This is a genomic window from Xenorhabdus stockiae (assembly GCF_002632825.1).
GTDB lineage: Bacteria > Pseudomonadota > Gammaproteobacteria > Enterobacterales > Enterobacteriaceae > Xenorhabdus > Xenorhabdus stockiae.
Genome location: NZ_NJAJ01000026.1, coordinates 13,545 through 26,387 on the forward strand (window position 1 = coordinate 13,545; position 12,843 = coordinate 26,387).

Sequence of the window (12,843 nt, forward strand, 5' to 3'; positions counted from 1 at the left end):
TGGAAGTCAATAGCAGATTATAGTGATAACCCTCTTAAAAATTAAGAGGGTATATTGCATTGGATGTTTAATGGCAGTCAGAACTGCTGTGAAATGCTGAGTTTATAGTTGCGACCCATGCCGGAAACAGCTTCCCCTAAGTATGGATAGTAATCTCGATTGAGTAGGTTATCGATGGTTATCCGTGCTTCAAAACCGTGCATAAAAGGTGGTTGCCAGCTGGCAAACAGGCCGTGCAGAGCATAACCTTTGGTTTTTGGTAGCGACCAATATCCTGCTTCCGGGTCGTCATCTACAGGTGAACGGTCTTGTTTACGGATAAAATCACCTTTCCAGCCCATCTTCATTTGCAAGAGAGGGATTTTGAAACCGAGTGTAGTGTGCAATGAAGTTGGAGGTATTTGATCCCACCAAGTTTTATGTCCTATCCATGGATTGCGTGGAGAAGTATCACGCTGCCCACGCATAGTGGAGTAAGATAATTTACCAAATAGGATCTTACTATCGTAGAAAGTTTCTATTTCCAGACCCTCAATAGTATATCCCGGCAAATTGCGATTGTTAGAAAGCGGTTTTTCACAATCTTTATATGAAGAGCCATTTAACTGTGCTGCACAATACATTCCACGTCTTTTAATAATTTCATCTTTGCCACGGTTACGGAATAAAGTAGTACGGATTTGAAGGCTGTCATCTTTGAGCATTACATCATTGAAATCAATAATGGCGCCGAGGCGAATGCCTGTCATTCTCTCAACATCAAGATTACGGCTGGATCCTGGTAGGCTGGTTTTTGCTGACTGAACTTCATATTGTTCATCAACAACGGGGGCACGCCATGTGCGACTGATATCTGCAAATAGAGAAAGGTTTTGATTTGTTTGCCATATAACACCTAGATGAGGAGACCAGCCAGTATAAGTTACACTGCGATAGTCATGATTTATTTCAGGTGATGTGTTGTTATAGATAGGTGCTCTATTTTTTTCGCCTGTATTTTTAACATGGTCATAACGTACTCCCGGTGTCACTGTAACGCTACCCAGTTTCATTGAGTCCTGCATATATAGACTGTAGGTATGTTGAGTACCCGCTGGCATATAGTAAGGTTGATAGTAACCGTAATTATATTCAGCATTGTCTTGTATATTTTTACTCTTACTTTTATCGAACATTAACACGTTGCGCTGATTCTTATGCCAACGAGTTCCGGCTATTAATTCATGTTCTATTATGCCTGTTGAGAACACGCTATTATTCTTGAGCTCAACCATATTGTCAGTGTAATTTGTCCAACTTTTGTTCCCCATTGATCCACTGAAAAGGGATGATGCGTTTTCCGGACGACTATCATTTTGTTTGGTTTTGGAATAAGCATAGGTCAGTGTTAAATTTACCCATGGATTATCTTCTGGAGCGATATTCCATTTGGCGGAATAATTTTGATCGACTTGATCGCGGAAAATTAGTTTTCTTTTCCATGCTCCATCCCAACCATATTTTTTGATGTCTTCAGCAGATGGGACTACCATTACATCTCGTTTCGACGCCCACGGTTGCCAGCCATCTGACTCCGAACGCATAGCAGATAAGCTGACAGTATGTGTGTCATTAGGATAGAAATTGGTTTTCAATAAATAGGAAGTTTGATTGTTTTGAGAAAACTCAAAACGTGTCCCATCGGGGCGCTTGATATTATGACCATCTCGTTTGCTGAAATACAGCAAGCTATCCGCGTAGCCATTCGAATCTCTGCCATATAATGCAGCGCTGTTGATCCACTGCCGATCATTGGTATGGAAGCTTTGCTTAATAAATCCACCCCAATCCTCATCAGGTCGCAATAAGTCATTGGCATCTTTAGTCACAACTTTAATTGAGCCACCAAATCCACCATTACCATTTAAAATATTATGCGGCCCTTTATCGACATCAATGCGTTTGATTAACTCCGGCTCAATGAAGATAGATCCCTGACGATATTTCTCAAACCCTTTTGGGGCATCATCCAGTGTCACTTTGACATCTTCTTGATCTCCCATTCCCCAGATATTTAATGTCTGCCCACCGGGACGTGGTGAACCAGCCATCGAAACGCCGGGAAGCTGTCCGAGCAGCTCAGCAATATTATCCGCCTGAGTCCGGTCAATATCTTCCTTTTTGAGTGCTGAACTACCTGCACTGGTACTGTTGCGGGTACTTCCCACAACAGAAAGCGTGGATAGCTGCATCACCTCATTTTTCTTTTCTGGCTTTTGGTCAGAAGGATTTTCAGCAGCTGAAACTGAGCTGGAAAATGCTGTTCCCAGCACCAGAGTGCCAGAAAATGTTCCGTTTAAAATTTTTCGGATAAAAGTTGCGATTGGGCGTTTTCCTAAATTTTGACTATTATTTGCCATAAATTTCCCGAAATATGTCTGTATGAAATATTGCATTGCTATAAGTCACCCAAGAGAGCAAATCGGGCAGATAAAAATGAGAATTATTTTTATCGGCAAGGTTTACGACAAAGAGCTTATGGATGTTTTGGCATAGAAAGCCAGAACACCCATTTGCAAGGTTATTTCCGTAAGTGCAAGGGGTTAGTCAATGAAGAAGATTCTTAGTGCTCTGTTTCTGGTTGGAATTGTGGCATTCATTGCGGGCTGTGATGATGCAGCCAAAAAAGCGGAAGATTCAACCAAACCGGTTGAAGATAGTGCAACGCAAATGAAGACGGATTCAGAACAGCTCAACTTGGATACAAAGGAAAAGCTACAGGGAACGCAAGACAATGCTAATCATGAAGACCAGAAAGCGGTAAATAATTCGAAGGACGTCCAGAGTAGTACGGGGAGTTCGACGGAGAAAACCATAAGCCAACTGCCATCCAAAACGGAAGATTTAAAGAATGACATCACGAAATCTGTCAATGACGCAGCTGATCAGCTGAAAAATAAAACAGGGGAAATACAGCAGCAGGCTACGGATAAAATTAATCAGCTTACAGATGATGCAAAATCGAAATCGAAAGAAATAAAGTCCGAGGCCGATAAAAAAACGGATGATTTAATTAATAAACTTAAAGGTGATGATGGTAAGAAAGAAGAAGGATAATACCTTCCCTCTTTCGAGTTTCTTTTATAAATCCATTGGATATAGTTTGTTAGTTGAAATCAGAAGGGCGCTCTGGTAAAGAGCGCCCTTGTTTTTTTACATTCTTGTCACTATTTTTACTATTCCATTCTTCTGTACGTCATTATTTTTAGGATATAACAATGAAAATAAAACACAGTTTAGGAAGACAAGACCCTGAATTAATTCAGCATGCTTTCAATATCCGTAAGTACGTTTTCACGGATGAGCAAGGATTTGCTGATGAAATTGACATTGACGAATATGATGATATTGCCCTGCATGTCGTGGTATTTGATGCTGAAAATCCTATTGCTGTCTTAAGAGCCGTTCCACAGCACAACGATATGCTCAAAGTGGGGCGTGTTGCTGTTTTGAAAGCCTATCGGGGTCAAGGAATTGGTCGTCTGGTGATGGAATTTGTTGAGAATTATGCCCGCAAAAATGGGGTGGCGACGATTGGTTTATCCTCACAATGTCATGCTCAGCCATTTTATGAAAGCCTGGGTTATCAAACCAAAGGTGAAATCTATATGGAAGATGGAGCAGAGCATATTTTTATGGAATTAGATTTGTTGTAACCAGCATATTTAATACGGGAAAAATAGCGAATAAATAACTACGTTATTTCCCGTATTAATAATCGACTTTTCAATATACCCGTCGTCTTTCAAGCTGCCTCTTTGTTGGCTACGCTCACACCCCCCAGTCACATAGTTTTCTATGCTCCCGGGGATGTGTTCCCTCGCCGCCGCGATGCAACTCGAAATCCATAGAGTATAAGTATTAATTTGTAGACGAACTGCTTAGCCCTGATTTTCGGATGGGAGCGCCATTGGCGACATAGTATTTTGCCTGACTGCGGGGCAGAGGTATATTCCCCCGAATGTTATCCGCAATTTTCTCTGCCATCATAATCGTTGTGGCGTTCAGATTACCGGTAATGATTTCCGGCATAATAGAAGCGTCAATGACCCGTAAATTCTCAACACCATGTACACGTCCTTGACCATCAACCACCGCCATCTCATCAAGCCCCATTTTGCAGCTACAGGATGGGTGAAAAGCGGTTTCAGCACGTTCACGAATAAAAGCATCCAGTTGATCATCTGTCTGGATATCCGCTCCGGGGCTTATCTCCCGGCCACAATAGGGCGCGAGAGCAGGTTGTGCCATAATTTCTCTCGTGATACGGATAGCATCGCGGAATTCTTGCCAGTCCTGTTCGGTAGACATGTAGTTAAACAGAATACTCGGGTGCTGGCGTGGGTCACGTGATTTGATTTTCACGTGACCGCGGCTCGGGGAACGCATCGAACCAACATGAGCCTGAAAACCATGCTCGTTGACTGCATTGCTGCCATTGTAATTGATGGCTACCGGCAGGAAATGAAACTGAATATTGGGCCAGTCAAATTTTTCACTGGTGCGGATAAAACCACCGGCTTCAAACTGATTGCTGGCACCTACTCCCGTTCCCTTAAATAACCATTCTGCACCAATCATGGGCTGGTTGTACCATTTGAGAGAAGGGTAGAGCGAAACAGGTTTGAGGCATTCGTATTGCAGATACATCTCAAGGTGATCCTGAAGATTTTGCCCGACTCCCGGCAGGATATGCACCGCAGGAATCGATAATTCTTTCAGAACTTCCTCAGGGCCAACCCCTGAACGCTGTAAAATCTGTGGAGAAGCTATTGCACCGGCACAAAGTAAAACTTCTTTTTGTGCTGTAACCTGCGTTAGTACGGAATTATTACCCTGATAAAAAGTAACTCCAACCGCGGTTTTACCTTCAAATGTGATTGTATCCGTTAAGGCATGGGTAATGATGGTCAGGTTAGCCCTCTGTCTGGCCTGATCCAGATAACCACGAGCAGTGCTGGAACGACGGCCTTTGGGAGTAACAGTGCGATCCATCGGACCAAAGCCTTCCTGCTGGTAACCATTCAGATCATCCGTAGCCGGATAACCCGCCTGAATACCCGCTTCCACCATTGCATGGAAAAGTTCATTATTACCGGCTTTTGGCGTTGTCACGCTGACGGGGCCATCTCCGCCATGATAATCGTTATGACCGATATCTCGTGATTCAGCCTTGCGGAAATAAGGCAGGCAATCAAGGTATGACCAGTCTTCCAGACCCGGCTGTTTTGCCCAGTGGTCAAAATCCAGCGCATTACCACGGATATAACACATGCCGTTGATCAGTGATGAGCCTCCTAACCCTTTGCCTCGTCCACATTCCATACGGCGATTATTCATATAGGGTTCAGGATCGGTTTCATACGCCCAGTTATAACGGGTTCCCTGCAAGGGATATGCCAGCGCTGCTGGCATTTGAGTGCGAAAGTCAAATCGATAATCAGGCCCGCCAGCTTCCAGCAGCAGGACAGTGATATTCGGATCTTCCGTTAAACGAGTTGCAAGCACATTACCCGCTGAACCAGCACCGATAATAATGTAGTCAAATACCATTGTTATCTCCTCTGTTTCAGTCATTATTTAAAATAGCGATTCAAAATCACCCAGTTCAACCTGCACAGATTTAGTCTGTGTGTAATGTTGCAGTGTGACCAATCCGTTTTCGCGACCGACACCGGAATGTTTATAGCCGCCGACCGGCATCACAGCCGGTGATTCCCCCCAAGTGTTGATCCAGCAGATCCCAGCTTCCAGCTGGTGGATTACGCGATGGGCGCGGGAGAGATCGTTTGTCACCACTCCGGCGGCGAGGCCGTAATCCGTATTGTTAGCACGGGCGATGACTTCATCTTCCGTTTCATAGGCCAGAATAGACATCACCGGGCCGAAAATTTCTTCCCGTGCAATAAGCATGTCATCTGTGCAGTCTGTGAAGACGGTTGGTGCGACAAATGCCCCTTTCGCCAGCTCACCGTCCATCAGGCGTTGACCACCATACAGCAACCGAGCGCCCGCATTTTTACCGCTTTCTATATAGCGCAGCACCGATTCCATATGGGGGAAACTCACCAGAGGGCCAAAATTAGTATTCAGATCGAGAGGTGAACCAATGCGGATACGTTTAACGCGCTCCATTATTTTATTTTCAAAATCGGGAAGCTGTGTTTTCGGGACAAAAACACGTGTGCCGTTAGTACAGACCTGACCAGAGCTGAAATAGTTTGCCATCATGGCAATATCGGCCGCCCGATCCAGATTGGCATCGTCAAAAATAATCAGCGGAGATTTTCCACCCAGTTCCATCGTGACTTCTTTCAGTGTTGAACCGGATGCATTAGCCATCACTTTTTTACCGGTAGTGATTCCGCCGGTAAAAGACATTTTGGCAATTTTCGGATGGATAGCCAGATAATGGCCAGCTTCATGCCCCATGCCTGTCAGTACGTTAAATACACCATCAGGCAGACCCGCTTCGGTATAAATTTCAGCAAGTTTCAGGGCGGTGAGAGATGTCACTTCACTGGGTTTGAAAATCATGGCATTACCCGCTGCCAGTGCAGGGGCTGATTTCCACAGAGCAATTTGGATTGGATAGTTCCATGCCCCAATGCCTGCGACGATACCCAGTGGTTCTCGCCGCGTATAGACAAAAGAGGATTCACGCAATGGAATTTGCTGGCCTTCGAGTGCCGGGATCAGGCCCGCATAATATTCCAGAACATCGGCACCGGTAACGATGTCAACTTGCTGGGTTTCAGAGAGCGGTTTACCGGTATCCAGCGTTTCCAGTTCAGCCAGTTCATTATTGCGTTCACGCAGAATATCAACGGCTTTAAGCAGGATCCGGGAACGTTCTGTCGCCGTCATTGCTGCCCAAATTTTCTGCCCTTTTTGCGCACTTTCCACTGCTAGTTGAACATCTTGTTCAGTTGCAGATTGTAACTGTGCAATGATTTCACCATTAGCCGGATTGACAGCATCAAAAATATTTTTATCAGGATGGGTACTGTCAACATAAGCACCGTGGATATAAAGTTTCTGTAAACCAAAACGGGTCATGGGTTCTCCTTAGGTCAGAATTCAGGAAGAGTGGTCATCTGAGTTTCTGTTCGATGTAATCGAAAGTAATAGTGAATGCACTTTCTACGTCAAAAGGTTTGCTACTTAAGGCACTTCTCAGCCAGATGCCGTCAATCAGAGCTGCCAGCCCCTGTGCTGCAAGCTGTGCTTCTCTTCTGGGCAAAGCCCTGCTGAATTCGACACAGATATTGGAATATAGCCGACGTTCGTTGACTTGCTGTAAGCGGTATAAACTGGGTTGATGCATACTGCTTGCCCAAAAAGCCAGCCAGGTTTTCATGGCTGCACTATTAATCTGACTGGTGTCAAAATTTCCTTCAATGATGGCTTTTAGCCTGTGAAGAGGGGTTGCGTTGTCGAGCAGCCTTAATCGTCGTGCCACCGCCATCTGAAGTTGATGCAATAAGTGCCGCATGGCCGCTTCAAGTAACTTATTCTTATCTTTGAAGTAATGGCTGATGATACCGTTAGAAACGCCCGCTTTTTTGGCTATTTGCGCAATACTTGCTTCCTGCATTCCAACTTCATTGATGACAGCTAATGTAGCATCAATAAGTTGCTGTTTTCTTATTGACTGTATTCCAACTTTGGGCATGACTTTACGCTCAGCAATCAATGATTCGATGGCTATTAAACTTTTTTTTGATTGAATGTTCAATCAAAATTAAATATGTTTTATTACAATATTTTTACAAAAATCAGTTGGAGTTATAGAAAGTGTTTTAATTTTTATCATGTTATTCAATATATTATGGATATTGCTCTTTTTTGTTTTTTTCTTTTAACTTACTTCAGGAACTGCCTATGAATACCGGAGACAGTCCAAAAAATACTCAGAAGGATTCACTAAACTCTGTCGTTTTTTTTACCTCAGCCGCATTAATTATTCTCTTTTCGCTTTTCACGCTCTTCTTTACGGATGCAACAAGCATCTGGATAAAAAACACCCTTAACTGGGTTTCGAAAACATTTGGTTGGTACTACTTGCTGGCAGCCACGCTTTACATTGTCTTTGTCATTTTTGTGGCAGCTTCCCGCTTTGGCGCTATTAAGCTGGGGCCGGAACAATCCAAACCTGAGTTCAGTCTGCTCAGTTGGGCGGCAATGTTGTTTGCGGCTGGCATAGGCATTGATTTGATGTTTTTCTCCGTGGCTGAGCCGATTACTCAATATATGCGTCCGCCAACGGGTGAAGGGGAAACAATTGAAGCAGCTCGTCAGGCGATGGTGTGGACACTGTTTCACTATGGCCTGACGGGCTGGTCTATGTATGCTTTGATGGGGATTGCACTGGGCTATTTCAGTTATCGTTACAATCTGCCATTAACTATCCGTTCGGCGCTTTACCCTATTTTCGGGAATCGTATCAAAGGACCGATTGGTCATACCGTGGATATTGCCGCAGTGATAGGGACGATTTTTGGCATCGCGACAACACTTGGGATCGGGGTTGTACAGTTAAACTACGGACTAAAAGTGTTGTTTGGACTGCCGCAGGGATTGGGGGTTCAGGGCGGGCTGATATTGCTGTCGGTTATTGTGGCAACAGTGTCTGTCACCTCTGGTGTGAACAAGGGTATTCGGTTTCTGTCTGAGCTGAATGTACTGCTGGCGTTAGGATTAGTGCTGTTTATTCTGTTTGTAGGAGATACAGAGTTTTTGCTTAATGGGCTGGTACAGAATGTGGGTGATTACATCAGCCGGTTTATGGGCATGACACTCAATAGCTTCGCGTTTGAGCGCCCGACGGAATGGATGAATAGCTGGACACTGTTCTTCTGGGCGTGGTGGGTTGCCTGGTCACCGTTTGTCGGGTTATTTCTTGCCCGTATTTCCCGAGGTCGTACGATCCGCCAGTTTGTGATGGGTACTCTGATCATTCCATTTGTGTTTACCCTGATTTGGCTGTCTGTTTTTGGCAATAGCGCGTTATATGAAATTCTTCACGGCAACCACGAATTAGCGGAAACGGTGTTAGTTCATCCTGAGCGAGGGTTTTATAACCTGCTGGCACTTTATCCGGCTTTCACGTTCAGTGCTTCAGTTGCCACAATTACAGGGCTGTTGTTTTATGTTACGTCAGCAGATTCTGGCTCACTGGTTCTAGGCAATTTCACTTCTAATCTCAGTGACATTAATAACGATGCACCGAACTGGTTGCGGATATTCTGGTCTGTGGCGATTGGTGTACTGACGCTGGGTATTTTGATGACTGATGGCATTTCAGCGTTACAGAATATGACGGTAATTATGGGGTTGCCTTTTAGTTTTGTGATCTTTTTTATCATGGCGGGGTTGTATAAATCGTTGCGGGTTGAGGATTTCCGCAAAGCCAGCGCATTGCAGAATACATCTCCGACATTGGTGCATGATAATGGATCGTTGAACTGGAAACAGCGCCTGAGCCGTATGATGCATTTCCCGGGTACGAAAAGTACTCAGCGTATGTTGGATATGGTGTGTCGCCCTGCGATGCAGGAAGTTGCAAAAGAGCTGGAGTTACGTGGTGCAAGTGTGCAGTTTACTATTCTGTCGTCAGAAGAAGATAAACGTCTTACTCCAATTGAGTTGATTGTCGATCTGGGAGATGAGCAGAATTTTATCTATCAGATTTGGCCTCAGCGTTATTCTGTTCCCGGGTTTACTTACCGTGCAAGATTAGGCAAATCATATTATTTCCGGCTGGAAACTTTCTTGATAGAGGGAACTCAGGGTAATGATTTGATGGGATATACAAAAGAACAGATTATCAGTGATATTCTCGACCATTATGAGAAGCATCTGAATTTTATTCATTTGAATCGTGAATCTCCGGGGCAGACGCTAATTTTTCCTAACGGGGTATAAATCAAAGTTGGCCTGCAATTGCAATATTATTGCAGGCCAACGTAATGATTTATTTTTTAGTATAAAATGCCTCAGGATAGATTTTTTCGTAGTATCCATTTAACTGGCTTTCTGACATTTTTGATATCTCAATATATTTAGGTGAAGAGAGAATCAATAATGAGATTAATGCCATGAAGAAAGAAAAGCCGAGTAATAATATTTTAATATCATAACTCTCAATAATATAAGTGGCTGTCAGCATGCCCAGAGGAATGGATGCCATACAAATAGCAGTGAATTTAGATTCCATTGAATTACGATAATTTTCTGGTGTTGCAAGGCAACGAATGGAGGTGGTATTTATATTGTAAATTACTAACCCTATTCCACAGATCAACATGTAACAGCATAATTCAGTAAAAGAATCGGCATGAGATATACCGGCAATACAGAGCGCCATAGTCAATGCTGCAATAAAAGCAGTATGAGCCTTACAGAAAATCTTATTTATCTGATTGATAATAACAAGGCTGCCTAGCATCATGCCAATCCCAAAGGTTGCCTCAGCAATGCCAACATGCAAGGCACTTAGTTTAAACTGATTCAGAATGATAATAGGCAGGATGTACATGATTAATGGTGTAATCGCAAAATTAAAAAAAGCCGCAACAAATGAAAGCCTTATCTCTGTTGAATTTTTGGTAATGATCCTAATACTTTTTTGCCCGCGATGTTCGGCTTCCTCTGGCTTTTTTTCTGAATTTGTTTTAATAAAATAAAACCCAATCAGTGGCAGTAATGACATTACGGCAATAAAAATCAATGAGCCACCAATATTAAAGTAATGAATAATTAATCCGGAAATTGCCGGGCCAAGCATGGTATTAATAGAGTTTACCAGACCTCGATATTTAAATGCCCTGTCTAGTTTTTTGTTATCCATTATTTCAGGAATAATACTTATTCCTATAGGCTGAATGATAGCCGTGGCAACTGATGTTGCAATATATATCAGGCCTAATGATAAATAAAAATTGCTGTCTAATAGGTTAGAGATAACAAAAAGAATAAAAGAAGGGATAGTACAGTACAGCACAACACTTCTTTTATTTATTTTGTCACCTATTTCTCCAAATTTAATTAAGAATAAAATCTGAAATAGCCAACAAAAAAAGATAAACCAGCCGAGTTTTAATTCTAGCTTTAGTATTTCAATCATCCACCAGGAAAATAGCATACCAAATGCTCTTGTTGACGAAGTAAACAGAATATCAGATATCTGATATAGATAAAAAGAACGATTGTTGCTCATCAGAGTCCTTACTTTGGAGTCAAATTTAACAGGGTTTGAGAATGTTAGGGTGATATTTGTGCAAGAGGTTTCTCATTTTGTGTGATTTGTAATAGTTTATTGTTTGCTGTTGGTTTTAGTTAAATCTGTCTGCCATGAATCGCACAAAACTGCAGTTTATTTTTTATATCAATGAAAATAAATAATAAATTTTGATAGTTTTGTTATTTTAAATGTTACTAGACTAATTAATGAATTATCGTGAGGTGATAATTTTCATCTTAACAAAGATGAAATATTGTTCAGATAGTGAGAGACGATAGTGAAATGAAAGTTGCGCAGTAACAGAACAGATTAAAAAAAGTAGCATATCATGAATTCATTCTGTATATTTATACAGTATTTTTTGTCGTGGAGAGTTCAGATGCGCAAAATTATTCATATCGATATGGACTGCTTTTTTGCTGCCATTGAAATGCGGGATAATCCGTCACTCCGCGATATCCCGATAGCTGTTGGTGGTAGTGCTGACAGGCGGGGTGTCATCAGTACTGCAAATTATCCTGCCCGCCGTTACGGTGTACACAGTGCTATGTCTACCTCAATGGCAATGAAGTTGTGTCCTCAACTGAAAGTAATTTCAGGGCGTATGGCCTACTATAAAGAAGTTTCTCAACATATCCGTCAGATTTTTGCCCGCTATACTGAGTTGATCGAACCCTTGTCGCTGGATGAAGCGTATCTGGATGTGACAAATAGCCAGCATTGTCATGGTTCAGCAACATTAATTGCCAAAGAAATTCGACAGGTGATTTTTGATGAATTGCAGCTAACGGCTTCAGCGGGAATTGCCCCCGTTAAATTTCTGGCAAAAATAGCTTCTGATATCAATAAACCCAACGGTCAGTATTTGATTTCACCCACACAGGTTGACGATTTTGTGCAATCTCTGCCATTACGTAAAATTCCCGGAGTGGGGGAAGTCACCGCCGGGCGCCTGTCCGATATGGGGTTAGTACTTTGTTCTGATGTACAAAACTATGACAAGTTAGCATTAATAAAAAAACTGGGTAAATTTGGACTTGTGCTCTGGCAGCGCTGTCATGGTATTGATGAGCGCCTGATAAAACCTGATCGTTTACGTAAGTCTGTTGGGGTAGAGAAAACGCTGGCGCAGGATATTCATGACTGGCGTGATTGTGTTGAGTTGATTGAACAGCTTTATCCCGAGCTGGAAAAAAGGCTGGGAAAGGTCAAACCAGATCTCCGCATTGCTCGTCAGGGTATTAAATTAAAATTTGATGATTTTCAGCTAACCACACAGGAACATACTCATCCGTTACTGGATAAACAGGATCTGCTGAAGGTTGCCCAACAGGCTTGGGAGACACGTCGGGAAGGCAGAGGAGTCCGCTTAGTTGGTCTGCATGTGACATTACAAAGCCCACAACTGGAACGACAGCTATTGCTTGAGTTGTAATGCGGGTTTGTTAGCAATCTTTTATACGGGTATGTTTTATAAAAATATGCTTTACGAAAAAAATTAAAGAAAAAGTATTACAGGAAGCTATCATGGAAAAGATACTGCAAAATAGCGTAGGGAA

9 protein-coding genes are annotated in these 12,843 nt (G+C 42.7%); 4 read left to right on the top strand and 5 right to left on the bottom strand.

Features of this window, described 5'->3' with window-relative positions; translation table 11 throughout:
• Positions 1-77: 77 nt before the first annotated feature.
• Positions 78-2,399 (bottom strand): TonB-dependent hemoglobin/transferrin/lactoferrin family receptor, encoded by a 2,322-nt coding sequence (locus Xsto_RS13680; RefSeq protein ID WP_244590402.1) that lies wholly within the window; start codon positions 2,397-2,399, stop codon positions 78-80.
• 190 nt (positions 2,400-2,589) lie between these two features.
• Between Xsto_RS13680 and Xsto_RS13685 the strand changes: the two genes are divergently transcribed.
• Both Xsto_RS13685 and Xsto_RS13690 read left to right on the top strand, forming a co-directional pair.
• A complete protein-coding gene (locus Xsto_RS13685; protein ID WP_099125397.1) occupies positions 2,590-3,096 on the top strand; it encodes a hypothetical protein in 507 nt (168 codons plus the stop codon).
• A 161-nt stretch (positions 3,097-3,257) separates the two neighbouring features.
• Positions 3,258-3,695: a GNAT family N-acetyltransferase gene (locus Xsto_RS13690; RefSeq protein ID WP_099110767.1), complete on the top strand. Its 438-nt coding sequence runs from the start codon at positions 3,258-3,260 to the stop codon at positions 3,693-3,695.
• A 205-nt stretch (positions 3,696-3,900) separates the two neighbouring features.
• Here Xsto_RS13690 and betA read toward each other — a convergent pair whose 3' ends face one another.
• Genes betA through betI form a run of 3 tightly spaced genes read right to left on the bottom strand, consistent with a single transcriptional unit; the run spans position 3,901 to position 7,714 of the window.
• Entirely contained in the window at positions 3,901-5,592 is a 1,692-nt protein-coding gene (gene betA / locus Xsto_RS13695) for a choline dehydrogenase (protein ID WP_099125398.1), read from the bottom strand.
• Positions 5,593-5,619: 27 nt separating this feature from the next.
• The gene (gene betB, locus Xsto_RS13700) at positions 5,620-7,098 is read right to left on the bottom strand and encodes a betaine-aldehyde dehydrogenase (RefSeq protein ID WP_099125399.1); all 1,479 of its coding nucleotides are present in this window, start codon (positions 7,096-7,098) and stop codon (positions 5,620-5,622) included.
• Between the two features lie 34 nt (positions 7,099-7,132).
• The gene (gene betI / locus Xsto_RS13705) at positions 7,133-7,714 is read right to left on the bottom strand and encodes a transcriptional regulator BetI (RefSeq protein WP_099110763.1); all 582 of its coding nucleotides are present in this window, start codon (positions 7,712-7,714) and stop codon (positions 7,133-7,135) included.
• 209 nt (positions 7,715-7,923) lie between these two features.
• On the opposite strand from betI, the gene Xsto_RS13710 reads away from it, so the two are divergent.
• Entirely contained in the window at positions 7,924-9,966 is a 2,043-nt protein-coding gene (locus Xsto_RS13710; protein ID WP_099125400.1) for a choline transporter, read from the top strand.
• A gap of 49 nt (positions 9,967-10,015) precedes the next feature.
• Here Xsto_RS13710 and Xsto_RS13715 read toward each other — a convergent pair whose 3' ends face one another.
• Positions 10,016-11,260 (bottom strand): MFS transporter, encoded by a 1,245-nt coding sequence (locus Xsto_RS13715; protein ID WP_099125401.1) that lies wholly within the window; start codon positions 11,258-11,260, stop codon positions 10,016-10,018.
• 403 nt (positions 11,261-11,663) lie between these two features.
• On the opposite strand from Xsto_RS13715, the gene dinB reads away from it, so the two are divergent.
• On the top strand, positions 11,664-12,719 hold the full coding sequence (gene dinB, locus Xsto_RS13720) for a DNA polymerase IV (RefSeq protein ID WP_099110760.1): 1,056 nt from the start codon (positions 11,664-11,666) through the stop codon (positions 12,717-12,719).
• Positions 12,720-12,843 lie beyond the last annotated feature (124 nt).